This window comes from Limosilactobacillus rudii, assembly GCF_014145455.1.
Taxonomy (GTDB): Bacteria; Bacillota; Bacilli; order Lactobacillales; family Lactobacillaceae; genus Limosilactobacillus; species Limosilactobacillus rudii.
Window position 1 is genome coordinate 26,297 of the sequence record NZ_JACIVB010000056.1, and the last position, 17,962, is coordinate 44,258.

The following is a 17,962-nucleotide window of genomic DNA, read 5'->3' on the forward strand; positions in this document are numbered from 1 at the left end:
AATCCCTCCAATATATACTTTGTGTACTCTTTAACAATATCACTTTTGAATAGTTATGGTAAGTGGCAGTTCTTTGGATTAATTTAAAATTAAATATTGACATTGTATTATTAGAATGTTTTAATAATAGACAATAAATAACGGAAAGGAAGATTCTTGATGACCTCATTATCATTAACTACTAAGAAATATTATTACAACTTTGCTTACTTCATGTAGGTTCGTACTGTTTAGGTGCGGACTGGGACGTTCGGACCTAAGCAGAGTTGAGTTAATGATGCTTTGCTAGGTGTTGGTCTAGTAGAGCGAGATATTCAGGATTCCTGTATATAATTACGGCAGATTGTCGTTGCCTAAAGCGCTAACTAGATTGACTAAGTCTCAGATCTGGTTAGCGCCTTTTTACTATTAATAAGGGGAGAGAAGAGATATGGAAATGCCTATTGCAGAATCACAGATTAATAAACGACGCCTATCATTAAGTCTTTACATGAACTACCTGATCCATGGATTTGGCATCATTATCTTAGCGCAGAATATGGTAGCTCTTGGTGGCGCTTGGCAAGTACCAATTAAAACTGTTTCGTTTGTCATTTCGGGAATTGGAATTGGTCGTTTAGTTGCCTACCTAATAACAGGAACACTGGCCGACATATTTAGTCGAAAACTATTTGTGTTTATTGGAATGGCCTGTTACCTAATTTTTGCGTTGGGAATGGTAATAACACATAGTATTCCAGTTGCTTATGGCCTAGCAATTTTAGCCGGGATTGCTAATTCCGCTTTGGATGCAGGAACATACACGACGTTAGTAGAAATGAATAATGGTAAAGGCTACGATACGATTTTAATTAAGGGTTTTGTCTCTATCGGTGAATTTATCTTACCGTTAATCGTTGCAGTTTTATCCGCTAATAATCTATGGTTCGGTTGGTCTTTTATCGTGATGGCAGTGTTAACAATTGTGAATATGATTAACATGAGTACGGTTAAGTTTCCTAAAATCCAACGGGTAACGCTCCGTCATCATCAGCAGACGGTTAGTCAATCGAAAAAGTCACTAAGAAAAATCTTTGCGACAATCCTTTTATTAGGATACGGCTACACCTCGATGGCCGTGATGATTTGGTTTACTCAATGGATTACTCTCTTTGCCCAAAAATCACTGGGATACGGTAACCTTACTGCGCATACTCTCCTATCGCTTTACAGTGTTGGTTCGATTATTGGGGTAATTACTCTATTTATCTTATTGAAGCGGAATATTAATGAAATGACTTTATTAATTAGTTTGAATTTAGTTGCATTTATTGCATTATTAATTATTTTAATCGATGGCAACAATCTTAACCTCGTAAGTATTGCAAGTTTAGTGTTTGGATTTAGTGCTGCCGGAGGAATTATGCAAACAGGGTTAACAGTCTTTATGAACCTCTACCCTCATCATCGTGGAATGATAACCGGGGCATTTTACTTCTTCGGTAGTATTGCGTCATTCACGGTTCCGCTAATTACCGGGGTTTTATCAACCCACAGTATTCAATTAGCATTTGCTGGGGATTTAGCAGTTGCTTTGAGCGGTATGATTTTAATGGTTGTTTTAGCTTTGTTAAATATAAAGGAGAAGATTAACAATGGAACGAATTGATGGACACACGATCTTAATTGGACTAATGGCGACACCAATCAGACACTCGATGTCACCAACGATGCATAACAATGCTTTTGCCAAGCTTGGGTTAAATTACGCCTACCTCGCCTTTGAAGTCGATAATGATCAATTAGCAGATGCAGTTCAGGCTATTAGGACACTTGATATGCGTGGCTCAAATGTTTCAATGCCAAATAAGCAAAAGATTTTACCATTATTAGATAAGCTATCACCAGCAGCTAAGATGGCAGGAGCTGTGAATACTGTTGTAAACGATGACGGGGTATTAACTGGCTACACTACTGATGGAACCGGATTTATGAAGTCGTTAGCAGATGAAGGATTAGACATTCGGGGAAAGAAAATGGTATTAGCAGGAGCTGGTGGCGCTGGAACGCCGATTGCTATCCAGGCAGCATTAGATGGGGTAAAAGAAATTGCAATATTTAACCGTCAAGATGCCCAGTGGAAGCAGGCTGAAAAGAATGTTGAAATGATTAATGCACAGACCAAATGTCATGCTAGTTTGCACCACTTAGAAGACCGTGCTGATTTTAAACATGAATTAGCAACTGCTGATATTTATTGTGATTCAACCGGGGTAGGGATGAAGCCGCTTGAAGACATGACCTTAGTTGAAGACCCCACATGGTTCCACGAAGATATGATCGTTTTTGATACTGTTTATGCGCCACGGGAAACAAAGCTGATGAAGGTTGCTGAAAAAGCTGGTGTTAAGCATGTTCTCAATGGCCTAGGAATGATGCTCGAATAGGGCGCGGAAGCCTTCAAACTATGGACAGGAAAAGAGATGCCTGTTGAATACATTCACCAGTTATTGTTTAACGAGGAGTGAGGTTAGATGCGAACGGTTAGGGTAAATGGGCTTGAAATTGGGCCGGGCAAACCTAAAATTGCGGTTCCTTTAGTAGAGACAACAACAGCAGCATTAGTTAATGCAGCAAAACGGGCATGCCAAGAACCGATTGATATGGTCGAATGGCGGTTGGACTTTTTTGCTAATATCCATAGCAATGCAGCAATCCACGAAACAGCTCGCAAGTTACATCAAGTCTTAGGTAGCCACCCATTATTAGTTACCTTGCGGACAAAAGAAGAGGGCGGTAATTACCAATTTCAGCTTACTGAGTATTTACACATTTACCAGGAGTTAATTAAGAGTCATTTAGTGGATTTAATTGATATTGAAGTTTTACGACCAACAACAGCAGTATTGCCTTTAGTCCGATTAGCACATGAAGAGCAAGTTAAAGTCATTATGAGTAACCATGATTTTTGCAAAACACCGCCTGCAGCTGTCTTACAAGAGCGGATTGAACAAATGACGAATCTTGGTGCCGACATCGCAAAGTTTGCAGTTATGCCACGATCACGCGAAGATTTATTAACGATTTTGAGTACCAGTCTCCACCATGCTGATTTAGCAGATGGCATTCCCTTAGTGGCGATTGGAATGGGACAAAAAGGGAAAATAATTCGGATCGGTGGCGAAATTTTTGGTTCATGCATTAGCTTTGGTACAGTTGGTAAAGCATCTGCTCCCGGCCAATTAGCAGTGACTGAATTAAGTAAAATTTTTGATGTATTACATGAATAGGAGGGTTAATATGGAAGATTTATCAACAAGTCGAAAGAAAATTAATGAACTTGACCAACAGCTGGTAAAGCTTCTTGAAGAGCGTTTTAATGTTGTAACAGAGGTAAACGATTATAAGCTCAAACATGATTTACCGGTTCTTGATGCCAAACGTGAACAACAAGTGTTAACCAAAGTTGCGGGATTAACTAATCGCTCTGATCTTCTCCCCTATCTCCAGGAAATTTATCAAGAAATCATGTATCGTTCACGAGAATACCAAAAAAGCCAACGAAAGGATTGAATTACATGCATTACATTACAGCAGGAGAATCACATGGTCCGCAGTTAACGGGAATTATTGAAGGAATTCCGGCTGGGTTAACAATTGATGTTGAAAAAATTAATCAGGCGTTAGCAAACAGACAAGGAGGCTACGGACGCGGAAATCGGCAAAAGATTGAACATGATCAGGTTGAAATAGTTGGTGGTTTACGTCATGGGGTAACACTTGGTTCGCCACTTGCGCTAGTTATAAAAAATCGTGACCATGCGCACTGGTCTGAGATTATGAACCCAACTAGTCCGGCAACGCTAGCTAATACTGTTCGGCGGGTTGAACATCCCCGTCCTGGTCATGCGGACCTAGTTGGTGGCATGAAATATCGTCACCGCGATTTACGGAATGTACTGGAACGTTCTTCTGCTCGGGAAACCGCAATCCGGGTTGCAATTGGGAATATTTGTGAACAGTTATTGGCAACACTTAGGATTCAGATGATTGGCTATGTTCAGCAAGTGGGATCGGTGAAAGTAGACGATGGCATTTCGCCAGCACTAAACGTTACTCAGATAAAAGAACAAGTGGAAGCTAATGATTTGCGGATTCTTGATCAAGATAAGGTCGTATTAATTCATGATTTGATTGATCGAACGAAACGGGCAGGTGATACCCTTGGTGGTGTTATCAGAGTAATGGTTGAAAACGTTCCGGCTGGATTAGGTAGCTATGTTAGTTGGAACACTAAACTAGACGCTAAATTAGCTGGTGCTGTTATGGGGGTCAATGCAATTAAAGGGGTTAGCTTTGGTGATGGCTTTAAGGATGCTACCAATTTGGGCAGTCATGTAATGGATGAAATCAATTATGACGCTGCGCATGGCTTTTCTCGGCTCACTAATCATCTCGGCGGTTTTGAAGGCGGGATGACTAATGGGATGCCAATTATTATTAATGCGGCCATGAAGCCAATTCCGACCCTTTATAAACCATTGCAGACGGTGGATGTAAACACTAAGGAACCGCTAAAAGCAAACGTTGAACGATCGGATACAACGGCAATTGTTCCAGCATCAATTGTTGTTGAAAATGTTGTAGCGATTGAATTAGCTAAAGCAGTGACAGATGCATTTGAATCTTCAAATATTGAACGGCTTAAAGATGAAATCAATCGTTACCGGCAAGAATTGGTGGAATATTAATGATTATTCACACATTGGGACCAGCAGAGACGGATAGTTATCAGGCAGCTGTGACTTATATTCGAAAACAGCATCTTGACGCTCAGATTAAATTGCATCCTAGTTTTGAAGATATATATCAGCACCTTGACCAGTTAACCGATAATTATTTAATTGTTCCCGCAGCGTTCAAAAATCAGCAAGGGGATAGCTGGGGTGATCTGCATTATCGATATATTAAACAGTTGCAATTAGTTGATAGTTTAGTAACCAATCTGGCCTCCCTGGTATTATTACAACGTACAGATACCAGCTCTTGCGTCGCTTATACTCATGCAGCAACACAAGAGTTGTTACTGGAAAGTGTTAATGAAAAAGTAACAATCGTGACGGTTCCCAGTAAATATGAGGCTTATCAACGATTCATAGATGGCGGCCGATTCACTTTAACAAGTAAGAAATTTGTCCGCTTGACATCTAAAATACAAATTAAAGAAGAATATACTGCCAAGATGCTTTGGGGTATTTATCGAATACGAGGAGGAATAAGAGATGAAAAGATTGCTGCCAGCTAAAAATGGTTTACATGGTACTTTGATAGTTCCAGGAGATAAGAGTATCTCGCATCGTGCAATTATGTTGGGGGCAATCAGCCGTGGCGATACAACGATTCATCACTTCCTCAATGGTGAAGATTGTCGTTCAACAATGCAGGCATTCAGAGACCTTGGCATTAAAATCGAACAAGCTGGAACCGATGTGTTGGTTCATGGACAAGGGTTTGAGGGATTAAAGCAATCCGCAAACCCATTAGATATGGGGAACTCTGGAACAACGACCCGGTTGATGATGGGGATTTTGGCTGGAACAGATTTTACAACCACTTTGACTGGTGATTCGTCACTTCAACAACGACCGATGAAACGGGTTAGTCAACCTTTGAGTGTGTTTGGCGGAGAGGTTGAGCTAACGCAAAATGGAACGTTACCAGCCAAAGTTATTGGTCGCCCTTTACACCATGCTGAATACCAAATGACGGTTGCTAGTGCACAAGTAAAAAGTGCTTTGGTTTTTGCAGCTTTACAGGCAGATGGAGTATCAACAATTATTGAAAAACTGCCAACTCGTAATCATACCGAGATTATGCTTCAACAATTCGGCGCCGAGATTACGACGAGGGATAATCGAATTATTTCAGTAGTACCGCACCCGCATTTAACGGGGCAGGTCGTTGAAGTGCCAGGAGATATTTCCTCAGCTGCCTTTTTCCTTGTTGCCAGTACGATTGTTCCTAATTCAGAGATAACTTTACAGCGTGTTAACTTAAATCCAACTCGAATTGGAATCATCCAAGTTCTTCAAAAAATGGGCGCTGACTTATCAATTGAAGAATTGTCAACGAAAGGCGAACCTTTGGGGAATATCACCGTTAGGACTAGTAAACTTCGCCCTATTAACGTTGGAGCAGAAATGATCCCGAGTCTAATTGATGAACTACCGCTCGTTGCTTTGCTAGCGGCCTGTGCAAGTGGGCGCAGCGTAATTACTGGTGCAGAAGAATTACGGGTAAAAGAAACGGACCGAATTAAGACCGTTGTTGAAGAATTGCGGAAATTAGGGGTTCATGTAGAGGAATTACCAGATGGTATGATTATTGATGGTCAGCCAATGTGGCAAGTTCGAAACTCGCAATTAGCAAGCCACGGTGATCACCGTATTGGTATGATGGATGCAATTGCCGCTTTAAAAGCAAGTGGTGAATTAATGATGACTAATGAAGAAGCAATTAACATTTCATATCCTGACTTCTTTACTGATTTAGGAACACTGACAGGGAGGAATTAACGGTGGAAACAGTTTTTATTAAGGGGCTGGGATTAATTGGCAGCTCATTGGCCCGCGCAATCAAACAAGACCATCCCCAAATAAAAATTATTGCGGGCGATATCGATGAAAAATCATTACTATATGCAAAAAAACATAAAATTGCGGATCAAATAGTAACTGATATGACCGGGATTGAGCAAGCTGATTATATTATTCTAGCAAGTCCAGTTTCACAAATTATCAAGGACATTGCTATATTGGCCGATAAGAAATTAAAGCCGGGAGTAATTATTACGGATGTCGGCAGTACTAAGCAAACGGTTATGCAAGCAGCTCAGGCTTTAAACCACCGTAGCTTGACTTTTATCGGTGGACATCCCATGGCCGGTTCCCACAAGTCTGGTGTGCAAGCAGGACGCGCGGATTTAATTGAGAATGCTTATTATTTTTTAATTCCTGCATCAAAAAATACGGATATCTCCAAATTAACTTGGTTACTGGCGGGTACAAATGCTAAGTGGCTTCAAGTTACCCCTGCGCAACATGATAAAATCGTAGCGCAAATTAGTCATGTTCCGCATATCATTGCTGCCGAATTGGTTAACCAAACCCAGCAAGCATTCAAAGATGAGCCTGTTGGAATGCGAGTAGCCGCAGGAGGATTTAAATCAGTGACGAGAATTGCCGCCTCGGATCCAACGATGTGGAGTGCAATATTACTTAACAACAGGGAATTGATTTTAAAACAGTTAACCGGTTACATTACAGGGTTAGAAAACGTTAGTACTCTGATTGAAAAAGAGGACCGATCAGCATTGTTTGATTTTTTTAAGCGCGCTAAAGTAAGTCGCGAGAGTCTAAATGCACCAGCCCGTGCACCATTCTACGATTTGTTCCTCAACATTCCGGATAAAAGTGGTGAAATCGCAAAGGTAACAGGGATACTAGCAAAACATCATTTGTCAATTATTAATATCCAGGTCTTGGAAGTTCGCGAAGATATTAATGGAATCTTGCAATTAGTGTTCAATACGGAGAAAGCTCGTGACCAGGCAACGCGTATTTTAGAAAAGGATTATGAAATAGTAACGAGGTGAAAATGGTGAAATTAATTTTGATTGGTTTTATGGGGAGCGGAAAGACAACGGTAGGTCAGCTTCTAAGTCAACAACTGAATGAACAGGTTCTTGACTTAGACCGCGAAATTGAACGGCAAAGTCACCAAACTATTCCACAGATTTTTGCGCAAAGTGGTGAACAAGGTTTTCGGCAACTTGAACACGAAGTATTAAGGCAAAGTATAAACTTTACGGGAATTCTTGCAACTGGTGGAGGAACGCCATTGCGAGAGGATAACCTTCAATTGCTTCGTCATACGGGAGTTCCGGTCGTCCTTCTTGCTGCTAGTCCAGAAGAGACCCACCGCCGGCTTCAACAACAGGATAACCGGCCACTAGGAAATAAATTAGACGTAGATGGTATTCGTCAATTACAACGTGAACGGCAACCATTTTACGATCGTTGTGCTGACTTGCGAATAGTGACGGATCGCTTAACCCCAATGGAAATTGCACAACAGATAATTAAATATCTTCAAAAATAAAGCTGCTATTCCAAGGTATTTGCCATGAGATAACAGCTTTTTTATCTATTTATTATTTGCATCCGGGTTAGTAATCTTAATTCGATTTGAGTCAGTTGATGAGTGGTTTTGCTCAGGAGCATCGGTACTATAATCATCAACCGTTGACCGGTCTCCGTTTTCTGAGAAGATGCTAGTTGACTTAACCCCCTTTTTCTTTTCAATCCGTTCAGCCCGTTTTAATCCGTTGGAATAATTATAATTTGCTGGATTAACGTTCTTAAAGCCTTTTGGATGATAGAAGCGTAAGAGGTTCTTTTCATTTAGTGAATCGGAAAGACTTAATTCTTCATTTACAAAATCTTGATCTTTCTTTAATTTTTCTTGTTGCTTCTTAGTCAGTTTAGCTTCTTTACCTGTTCGATTCTTATAAATTGTCCCGCCAACGCTAGTATAGGTTGGGGTAACAAAGTCGCGGTTTCGGAAAGCAACAATTTGATTATGCTTACTGGAGAAAAGGTCGGTTCCAAACTGGATGTACCGTTTACTACTAATTCCCAATAGGTGTAAGAGCGTAGGTAAAACGTCAACCTCTCCACCATAGGTATGGTCAATTCTTCCATGTCCGGTTCCCGGAATAACAAACATCAGTGGCACCCGTTGTAACTGGGCATTATCAAAGTCATTCCAGTCGTCAGCATTTTTGCCAAGAACACTAGCCAGTGAAGGATTCTCACTGTTTGAAATACCGTAATGGTCCCCATAAATCATAATAATTGACTTCTTATCTAGCCCAGTCTTTTGCAAGTAGTTAAAGAATTCCTGGATTGATTGGTCTAGGTAGTGGGCTGTCACAAAGTAGTTATCTACATTACTATCGCCAGTATCGGTTGTTTGGAAGTTGGGATCCTTATCCTCATCGTCAAGGGTATAAGGGAAGTGATTAGTTACGGTGATGTACTTAACATAGAAAGGCTGCTGGAGAGTTTGAAGATACTTAATTGAATTCTTAAATAGCAGCTTATCTTTTAAACCATATCCCGTTGCTTTATCCCCAGAAGTGTCATAATAGCTAGCGTCAAAGAAGTATTGGTAACCGAGATTCTTGTAGACATTATTACGGTTCCAGAAGCTTGCAACATTCCCGTGAAACACAGCACTAGTATAGCCAGCACGCTGATTAAGAATTGCGGGTGCACCCTGGAACGTATTATCACTACCGAGAGTTGCAAAAAGAGAACCTTGTGGTAAGCCAAATGTACTAGTTTCTAGTAGGTTTTCTGCATCACTAGTTTTTCCTTGACCAACTTGGTGGAAGAAATTATCGAATGAGTAGGTATCCTTACCGTTATACAAGGAATTAAGGAAAGGAGTGACTTCCTGCCCATTAATTTTTTTGTTGATTAAAAATTGTTGAAAACTTTCAAGGTGGATAACAATCACATTACGACCCTTAGCAATTCCATACATTTGCGGATTGGCGGGGGCATAATGTTTATCGGTAAACTTCTTTACTTTTAACAATTCAGGCTTTGTTGCACTTTGCCGCATACTGTTAATATGCTGAGATTTAACTAAGTCATAACCGGTAAAGGTGTCAATTCCAAGATACTTGACGATGTAAGACCGGTCAAACGTTCGACCAAGCAACTGGGGACGACTCATTTCAGCAAAGGATAAATTAACACCGAATAAAACAAGGGCGACTGATGTAAAAGCAAAAGCTAATCTTGTCCCAATAGCTCGTGGGTCAAATTTGATAACTTTGCAGAGCATTAAGATAACAATGACAACGATGTCCAGCCAGTAAAAAACATCATGAAAATTAGTCAAGGCTAACGAACTACCACTTAGTCCTTGATTAACTTTAGAGTAACCAGTCATTGTCGCAATTGTCATAAAATCAGTAAATTCACGATAATAGATTACATTTAAGTAAAGCAGTAACGTGTTGGCAATATCGAGTCCCATAATAACTGGATAGAAAAAACGGGCTCGTTTAAAATAGAATGCTAAGCTATAAATAAAAGCAGTCGTTGCTAAAGGGTTAAAAAACAGGATAAAGTATTGAAAAACACCTGTTGCCCCAAGCTTGAAATCAGTAAAGTAAGCAAACAGGGTCTTTAACCAAAAAAGGATAACTAGGAGGGTGAAAAAACCAATCCTAGTATCCACAAATTTGCTTAATTTTTTCATTAGGAATGTTCCTCGCAATCAATATTGTTTGTTCTGTATTATCGAAATAAAATCCGACAAATCAAAAACCATTTTATCACAGATTACGCGAAAACATGCTTTTTTGGAAAATCGTTGTAGAAACTTAATTCTTTGCTGGGACAGTTGCTGGAGCTGGACTAGATAACCAGTCATAGCTAAACAACTTTTTCAGTTTTTTATTAACCGGAATCCAAATCCCTGCTTTTAGGATATCTTTGAGGGATGCGAATAGGGTTTTATCTTGTTGATATTTAGTGGTTAGGGGAATCTTGAGAAAGTGACCTTCTTCGGTGATGACTGTAATATTTTTGCGGGAGACGCTAATAATCTTTGCCGCAACAATATTTGATTGATTTGTATCTTTGAGTTTCATGTAATATTCCTTCCTCCTATATTTTTCAGTGTACGAGCTGAATGTGAAGGAAGTGTGTTTAAAGCTCTAAGTAAATTATTAAATAGTCTTCTATTTGTGTAAGCGGTACAATGAAAATAAATGGAGGGATTGTAATGACAAAATTAAACATTTATCTTGTTCGCCATGGTCAGACTTTTTTTAATATCTATAATAAGTTGCAAGGATGGAGCAACTCGCCGTTAACTTCAAAAGGAAAAGAAGATGCCAAATTAGCTGGGGAAAAACTACAAAATATTCATTTTGACGGTGCATTCTGCAGCGATACTACGCGGGCAATCGAAACAATCCAAACAATATTAAATATGAATAGACGAAATTCCGTAAAACAACCAATTACGGCGCCGTATTTCCGTGAAGAATTTTATGGTTCATACGAAGGAATAAATATGGATGTAGCCTGGTATAATGCTGGCGCGCCTCATGGCCTAAAGACTTTTCATGATATTGTCGTAAAATATTCAATCGGTCGGGCTAAGGACTGGCTTAAAGAAGCGGATCCATTTCATGATGCAGAGAATAATGAGGAGTATTGGCAGCGACTGGATAAGGGATTGGCACTTATTCGGAATGCAGATCTACCAGATAATGCAAATGTATTATGGGTGAGTCATGGTAATACGCTGTTAAGTTTAGTCGAACGATTCGGGCATGGAAAGTATGACGTAACAGTGCGTCCAGATAATGGAAGTTTAACTACCGCGGTCTTGACGGATAAGGATATGCAGATTCTCGAATACAATAAATGATAAGAAGCAATATACGAATTAACTATTTATCAGTGTGTTAAAGATCTAGTTTAAAAGGAAAACAAACGACTAAAAGCAGCTGTTCGGCCGATTTTAGTCGTTTGTTTTTTTGAAGGGTTATTAATCTTGTGCAACTGGCTGTTCTTTTTTGCCTTTTTGCCATTTTAACCCGATTCCCGTAATTCCACTGAGAACTGAAAATACCGGTGAGAAGAGGCTAAAGAATGCAAACGGTAGGAAGTGTAAAACAGGAACACCTAATGTTGAAGCAGCAAATGAACCAGCTACTCCCCATGGAATCAGGTAGTTAATCACACTACCACCATCTTCTAGTACTCGACTAAGAGCTAGCGGTGAAAGTCCCATCCGGTCAAAGGCACCCTTAAAAGCTTTCCCAGGGAGGATGACAGAAAGGTATTGTTCACCAACGAAGAGGTTAATTCCTATTCCAGATAAGATTGTGACCGTGATTAAGCTTCCAGGTTGGTGCAAGTGGGCAACTAGTGGTTTCATTGCGGATTGAACAATCTTAAACTTCATCAGAATTCCCCCTAATGAAAGGGTCACAATAATCAGTGAAACAGTACCCATCATACTGCTGATCCCGCCCCGTGTTAGTAATGCGTTCACAGATGAATCACTGGTGTGGGCCACGAAGCCATCACTAATCAGCTTAGCTAAGGATTGCAGAGATGTATGCGGGTTTTGAAAGAAAATCATAATAACTGTTACGATGATATTGATGAACAGTGTTGGGATAGCTGGAATATGCCGCCAAGCACAAATAAACATTAAGATGATAGGTAAGAGTGCCCACCATGAAATAGCGAATTGCTGGTGAAGAATCGCAGTTGTATGGGCAATCTTGCTGGCACTCATTTGTGAGCCAGAATTACCGAGAATCCAGAAAATGATTAGGGATACTACAAATGAAGGGATTGTTGACCACATCATATTTTTAATGTGTGCGAAAAGGTCGCTACCAGCAATTGCCGAGGCTAAATTGGTTGAGTCGGAGAGTGGCGACATCTTATCACCAAAGACTGCCCCTGAAATAATCGCTCCGGCAACTAAAGCAGGATTGATATTTAAGGCAACACCCATTCCAAAAAGGGCGATACCGATAGTTGAAATGGTTGTAAAGCCACTTCCAATTGAGAGACCGACAAGAGAGCAGACAATAAAAGTTGACGGAACAAAAAACTGACTACTGATCAGTTTAAAACCAACAATCATAATTGTCGGGATAACTCCTGCCTTAATCCAGACAGCAATTAATGCCCCAATAAGAATAAAAATAAAGATAGGAATGATTGCAGTACTAATTCCTTCTTGGATTCCTTGATGAATTTCGTCCCAACTAGCACCGCGGAATTTTACCCAAAAAATAAGTAAAGCAATAACGAATAAAACCGGGATTTGAGGTGATAGGCCAAATTTAATCACCGCTATTCCCAAAATAATTAGCATGATAAGCAGTAAACTGACTGCTTCTTTGAATCGAATATTTTTCATTAGACTTCCTCCTGAAAATAAAAAATCCCGTTGATATTTCTATCAACGGGACGATTAATTTAAACCGCGGTACCACCCACTTACGCATATTAATACTATACGCACTCATATCAGGTGGTAACGGCACTGATCAAGGCCGGACAATTAGTATCCTCGCGATAATTCGCGTCACTCCGCCTGACCGATTCGCACTTAACCACCGGCTCTCTTACACCCAACGAAGGACCTACTGAAACGATAATTGTTGCAATTATGATATCGTGCTTGAATTTGAATGTCAATAAGAAAATTAAAAAATCATGAGAATAAATTAATTGTGGGAGGCCCACCGATGATTAAAGAGGAGGTTAAGCAAGACTGCTGAGATACTTGTAATTACAATCCCATTTCCTAAAATAATTTGAAATTCGGTTGGCATGTGTTGGAACAGTTGCGGGTACATTGTAATTCCTAAGCCCAGCCCGATTGATACAGATGCGGTTAATAAATTAGCATTATTGGAAAAATCAACTTTATGAAGAATTTGGACCCCTTGAACGCCGACCATCCCAAACATTACAATCATTGCTCCGCCAAGAACAGGTTCAGGTATTACGGTAGCCAATGCACCGACTTTCGGTAAAAGGCCAAGAATTAGTAACAAAAAGGCCGCATAATAAACTGGTTGGCGACTCTTTACTCCTGACATTTTAAGAACACCAACATTTTCCGAGAAAGTTGAATATGGGAAAGTATTGAAAAGTCCTCCGAGAATTGCGGCAATTCCTTCAGCTCGATACCCATGCTTCAAGTCGTTGCTTGTTAACTTCTGACCAGTAATATCACTAAGAGCGAAGAAAACACCTGTTGATTCAATCATTGTAATGATTGCGCTAGTGTTAAACTGGGGTACGCCAAAGAAAAAGAGCTGAGGTGTATGGAACCATGCAGCTTCACTAACGGGTTTAAGTGATATGAAGCCCATTATTCCCGCAATAAATGAGGAAATTAAGATACCCAATAAAATAGCAATTGATTTCATAAAGCCTCGTGCAAAGGCATTAAATAAAAGAATAATAGCAATTGTTAGAAAACCGATAAATAAATTTGTCGGCGCACCAAAGGAAGAAGCAGTGGGGGTACCACCGCCTAAGTCTTGGAAGCCAACGGGTACGAGGGTAAAACCAATAATTGTGATTAATGAGCCAGTAACTACTGGTGGGAAAAACTTTTTTAAACGGGCAAAAACTCCGGCAATTAAGAAAACAAAAATTCCTGCAGCGATAATTGCGCCATACATATAAGTGATGCCGAGCTTCCCGCCAATCGTTTCTAAGGGGGTAACTGCTTGGACAGCACATCCAAGAACGACGGGAAGGCCGATCCCAGTAAGTGGTGTTCGTTTTAACTGTAGTAAAGTTGCGACCCCGCACATAAAAATATCGATTGATACAAGGTAGGTCATTTGAAGGGTTGTAAAGTGTAAATAATGGCCGATAAGCAATGGAACAAGGACATCCCCCGAATACATTGCAAGCAAGTGTTGAAAACCAAGGACAAAATTTTTCCATTGATGAGCAAAATTAATTTTTGCTTCTTGATTAGTAGTTGAAATTGTAGTAGCTGGTTCTTTCAAAATGTGCCTCCTAAAAATGTAGGCCTAAATAAAAAAAGGCCGTGAACTAAATCACCGCCTATCGATTGGTTAATATCTAAGCTTTAGCAAAAACAGGTATAAGCCAGCTTTTAATAAAAATGCTTATAGTCTAAAGTTTATGGCTTTAGGTAGAAACTAACCGACCATATTTCGGTATTATATAGGCTTTTTATTTAAGTAATGTAGTAATCCTAGCATCAATAACGAATTAATTCAAGCTCTTGTTCGTAAGTAACTATAGTTTTATATAAAAACAGGCATATAAAGTTCAGCTTTGCAACTGATAATAGTTCTTTTAAAGAGTGGTATCATTAAGGAGTATATTAACTACGATGGAAGGAAGCGCATATGGATGAAAAAGCTAAAGAGTAGTTGTACTGCAATGTTAGTAGGTAAGGAAGCAACGATTGACGGCTCCACAATAATTGCCCGCGATGAAGATGCTGAAGACGGGGTTAATCCGAAAACATTTAAGGTCTTTCCTGCTAAAGATTATACTGGTGAACATTATGTATCAAAATATAATGGCTTAACGATTGAAATGGAAGGTCATGGTTGTCGGTATACGGCAACGCCTAATGGAGTTCCTGATGAGGGACGATGGGATGAACAAGGAATTAACGAATATAACGTTGCAATGAGTTCAACTGAAACGGAGATGACAAATGCTCGCGTTTTAGGACATGATCCATTAGTTGAAAATGGGGTTAATGAGGATTCAATGTTGTACCTTGTCTTACCATTTATTAAATCGGCTCGTGAAGGTGTTCGGCGATTAGGAGCTTTAATTGAAAAGTATGGTACTGGTGAGAGCAATGGGATTGCCTTTAGTGATAAAGATGAGGTATGGTACTTTGAAACTGGTGGCGGTCATCAATGGGTAGCACAGCGGATTCCAGATGATGCCTATGCAATTGCTCCTAATATTATGTGCATTGAAGAAATTGATTTCAACGATGATAATAGCTTCATGTATGCTCCGCAAATTAAGACCTTTGTTGATAAGTATCACTTAAATCCTAACCCGGGAACATTTAATTTCCGTAATATTTTTGGTACTCAAGACGAAGCCGATGCATACTACAACACGCCACGCTCATGGTATGGTCAAAAGTTATTTACTCCATCCTTGAATCAGGAGCCAACAAGTCAAAATATTCCGTTTATTCAACATGCTGAAAAGAAAATTGCTGTAGAAGATGTCGAATATTTTTTGTCATCACATTATAACGGTACCCAGTATGATCCGATGGGGACTTTTGCTTCTGGAAACGCAGATGATCAAAAGAAGTTTCGGTCGATCGCACTTGATCGGAATCAAAGTTCATGTATTCTCCAAATTCGTAATGATGTGCCAGCGAAGTATGCAGCTATCCAGTGGATTAATTTTGGCTTTTACTGCTACAGTCCATATGTTCCGTTCTTTACTAACATTAGTGATACGCCAGCTGAATATAAGTATGCAACTAATGATGCTCAACCGGACAAGAGTGCCTATTGGTTAAATAAGTTGCTTGAAGTTATCATTGAGCCACGTTACCATGAATTTATTAATGAAGTAAATGATTTTCGTGATCGGTGTCAAAGTTATGGTGTAAGCCGTGTTGATACAATCACCAAGGCTGCTAAGGTCCAAAATTCAGCAAATCTTATTAACTACTTGACTGAACAAAATATGAAAACTGCTAACCACGTTCTTAATGAAACTCATAAACTTTTTGATCGCTTAGTTCATGAAGCTCTTCTTAATTCTAAGTTTCAATTCGAGCGCGGTGATAATCTATAAATAAAATAATAAACGGCCTAGGGAAATATATTCTCTAGACCGCTATTTTATTTCCACCAATGACGATTAATAAGAAAGATAATGCATGCTACCATTAAAATTACCATAATTAGAATAGTAGTTAGCCATGAGTAGTTACCATTAGCAAGTGGTAACTTAACGTTTTCCCCATAAAAACCAGCAACAATGGTTGGAATTGACAGCACAATCGAATAAATTGTTAAGTACTTCATCGTTTGGTTTAAATCACTATCTAAAACTTTACTGTAAGCATTTGAAACGCGTGCAGAAACATCGGAAGTCATCTGCGCCATTTCTAATCCTTGCTGAGCTTCGACAATTACATCATCGAGGTCATTATATTGTTTAGTAGTGATATGATTGCCAAACCGACGCTTAAATTCTTCCAGTAATGATACATTCCCTTTCAGAGAAGTCAGAATGTAAACAAGTCCTGTTTCAATTTCCATGAATTCTGCGATCGCTTGCCGTCCGGTTCGCCGTTGAATATTTTGCTGGATCTGCTGTCTTTGCTGGTCAGCGCGGCGCAAAGGACCAAAATAATCGGTTGAGAGGCGGTAAAGGACCGGAAAAACAAGATTTAGTTTATCATCGTTTGCACCGTGCTTTTTAAGTAAGCGGAGTTGGTTAGCAATAATCCCGTTAACGAAATTAGTCTTGGCATTTGTAAATGTAATAATATTATTGGTCGTTAGCATAATCCCGATTGGTGCTGTTTGAGGAGCAGTGACGGCGTGTGTTGGAACATATACGTCAAAGATTAGAAGTGTTACTCCTGCATCAGGATCGACTTCAACTCGCGCTTTTTCATAGGGGTCAATGGCATAGTCGAGTAATTCCTGGGTAACTTCATATTTCTCAATTAGGTCCAAGCGTTCATGGGGAAGAGGCTCAAATATACTTATCCACTTGCTATGGTCGTTGATCTGTTCAGTTGTTAACATCAGTGCTCATCCCCTTAAAAATACTCATAGTCTATTCAACGCTATAATTACTAAATTGTAAACTAGATAAATAAAAAAGTATCTGTCAAGTTTTCATAGGTAGCCTTTAAATATGCAGTTTTAGTGGGTTAGCGCCTTTAAAAGTTGTCCCATTGGTCTACTTGTGGCAGTGTTAATCGGGATTGTTCCTTGCACTGCCCCGACTGATGACTTTATTGGTGCTTTTCTGAGAAACTCTCCAGTGCGAATATGCATTTCCTGTAATAGGCTTGTTTGAGCTACTCGAGGAAGAACAGTTAATTGTTCTAGAATCGTATTTAGACTAGCTTGTAGTTTATTATTCATTCGGGCTTCAATTAATCCAACCATCGCTTTAGCCCCTTGCTCAGTCCATGACTTGCCCTGTTTCTTCATCCGGTAAGTAAAGGCCCGGTGAGAACTTTCGACTGAACCGATTAAATGAATTTCCTTAAATCCGCGCCTTTGTGGTGAGGGGATATACTGCCAATTCCTCTGTAGATACTTTCTTAAGTGCATTAGGTCGTCTGTTTGTTTTTCCGTTAG

15 protein-coding genes, 2 pseudogenes and 1 riboswitch are annotated in these 17,962 nt (G+C 39.7%); of the genes and pseudogenes, 11 read left to right on the forward strand and 6 right to left on the reverse strand.

All coding sequences use genetic code 11. The annotated features are described in order from the left end of the window. Positions 1–430 precede the first annotated feature (430 nt). The 9 genes and pseudogenes from H5S39_RS07200 to H5S39_RS07240 all read left to right on the forward strand — a co-directional run bounded on the left by H5S39_RS07200 (position 431) and on the right by H5S39_RS07240 (position 8,139). Positions 431–1,648 carry an MFS transporter gene (locus H5S39_RS07200; protein WP_182596459.1) on the forward strand — a complete coding sequence of 406 codons (1,218 nt, stop codon included), beginning with the start codon at positions 431–433 and terminating at the stop codon, positions 1,646–1,648. After that, positions 1,635–2,507, forward strand: a pseudogene (locus H5S39_RS07205) (shikimate dehydrogenase). Before H5S39_RS07200 ends, H5S39_RS07205 begins: the two are co-directional and overlap by 14 nt. 6 nt (positions 2,508–2,513) lie before the next feature. Further along, entirely contained in the window at positions 2,514–3,269 is a 756-nt protein-coding gene (gene aroD / locus H5S39_RS07210; protein ID WP_182596460.1) for a type I 3-dehydroquinate dehydratase, read from the forward strand. Between the two features lie 10 nt (positions 3,270–3,279). Continuing rightward, positions 3,280–3,552 carry a chorismate mutase gene (locus H5S39_RS07215; protein WP_182596461.1) on the forward strand — a complete coding sequence of 91 codons (273 nt, stop codon included), beginning with the start codon at positions 3,280–3,282 and terminating at the stop codon, positions 3,550–3,552. A 5-nt stretch (positions 3,553–3,557) separates the two neighbouring features. Then, complete coding sequence (gene aroC / locus H5S39_RS07220) at positions 3,558–4,730, forward strand: chorismate synthase (protein WP_182596462.1); 1,173 nt, start codon at positions 3,558–3,560, stop codon at positions 4,728–4,730. Beyond that, entirely contained in the window at positions 4,730–5,284 is a 555-nt protein-coding gene (locus H5S39_RS07225; protein WP_182596463.1) for a hypothetical protein, read from the forward strand. The genes aroC and H5S39_RS07225 overlap by 1 nt, the downstream gene beginning before the upstream one ends. Continuing rightward, positions 5,262–6,554, forward strand: coding sequence for a 3-phosphoshikimate 1-carboxyvinyltransferase (gene aroA / locus H5S39_RS07230; protein ID WP_182596464.1), 1,293 nt, complete (start codon positions 5,262–5,264; stop codon positions 6,552–6,554). The genes H5S39_RS07225 and aroA overlap by 23 nt, the downstream gene beginning before the upstream one ends. A gap of 2 nt (positions 6,555–6,556) precedes the next feature. Then, the gene (locus H5S39_RS07235; RefSeq protein ID WP_182596465.1) at positions 6,557–7,633 is read left to right on the forward strand and encodes a prephenate dehydrogenase; all 1,077 of its coding nucleotides are present in this window, start codon (positions 6,557–6,559) and stop codon (positions 7,631–7,633) included. A 2-nt stretch (positions 7,634–7,635) separates the two neighbouring features. Continuing rightward, on the forward strand, positions 7,636–8,139 hold the full coding sequence (locus H5S39_RS07240; protein WP_220477084.1) for a shikimate kinase: 504 nt from the start codon (positions 7,636–7,638) through the stop codon (positions 8,137–8,139). 45 nt (positions 8,140–8,184) lie between these two features. Here H5S39_RS07240 and H5S39_RS07245 read toward each other — a convergent pair whose 3' ends face one another. Then, positions 8,185–10,314 carry an LTA synthase family protein gene (locus H5S39_RS07245; RefSeq protein ID WP_182596466.1) on the reverse strand — a complete coding sequence of 710 codons (2,130 nt, stop codon included), beginning with the start codon at positions 10,312–10,314 and terminating at the stop codon, positions 8,185–8,187. Between the two features lie 124 nt (positions 10,315–10,438). After that, on the reverse strand, positions 10,439–10,708 hold the full coding sequence (locus H5S39_RS07250) for a hypothetical protein (protein ID WP_182596467.1): 270 nt from the start codon (positions 10,706–10,708) through the stop codon (positions 10,439–10,441). 134 nt (positions 10,709–10,842) lie between these two features. Between H5S39_RS07250 and H5S39_RS07255 the strand changes: the two genes are divergently transcribed. Further along, positions 10,843–11,496 (forward strand): histidine phosphatase family protein, encoded by a 654-nt coding sequence (locus H5S39_RS07255; RefSeq protein WP_182596468.1) that lies wholly within the window; start codon positions 10,843–10,845, stop codon positions 11,494–11,496. Between the two features lie 120 nt (positions 11,497–11,616). Here H5S39_RS07255 and nhaC read toward each other — a convergent pair whose 3' ends face one another. Together nhaC and H5S39_RS07265 are read right to left on the reverse strand one after the other, a co-directional pair. After that, positions 11,617–13,011 carry a Na+/H+ antiporter NhaC gene (nhaC, locus tag H5S39_RS07260; RefSeq protein WP_182596469.1) on the reverse strand — a complete coding sequence of 465 codons (1,395 nt, stop codon included), beginning with the start codon at positions 13,009–13,011 and terminating at the stop codon, positions 11,617–11,619. A 310-nt stretch (positions 13,012–13,321) separates the two neighbouring features. Then, a complete protein-coding gene (locus tag H5S39_RS07265; protein ID WP_375139114.1) occupies positions 13,322–14,605 on the reverse strand; it encodes a nucleobase:cation symporter-2 family protein in 1,284 nt (427 codons plus the stop codon). Positions 14,606–14,732: 127 nt separating this feature from the next. Next, positions 14,733–14,831: riboswitch (purine riboswitch) on the reverse strand. A gap of 168 nt (positions 14,832–14,999) precedes the next feature. Between H5S39_RS07265 and H5S39_RS07270 the strand changes: the two genes are divergently transcribed. After that, positions 15,000–16,433 carry a C69 family dipeptidase gene (locus H5S39_RS07270; RefSeq protein WP_182596471.1) on the forward strand — a complete coding sequence of 478 codons (1,434 nt, stop codon included), beginning with the start codon at positions 15,000–15,002 and terminating at the stop codon, positions 16,431–16,433. A gap of 47 nt (positions 16,434–16,480) precedes the next feature. On the opposite strand, the gene H5S39_RS07275 is transcribed toward H5S39_RS07270, so the two are convergent. Next, complete coding sequence (locus H5S39_RS07275; protein WP_182596472.1) at positions 16,481–17,398, reverse strand: magnesium transporter CorA family protein; 918 nt, start codon at positions 17,396–17,398, stop codon at positions 16,481–16,483. Between the two features lie 120 nt (positions 17,399–17,518). After that, positions 17,519–17,962 (reverse strand): annotated as a pseudogene (locus H5S39_RS07280) (UPF0236 family protein); the annotation flags it as partial.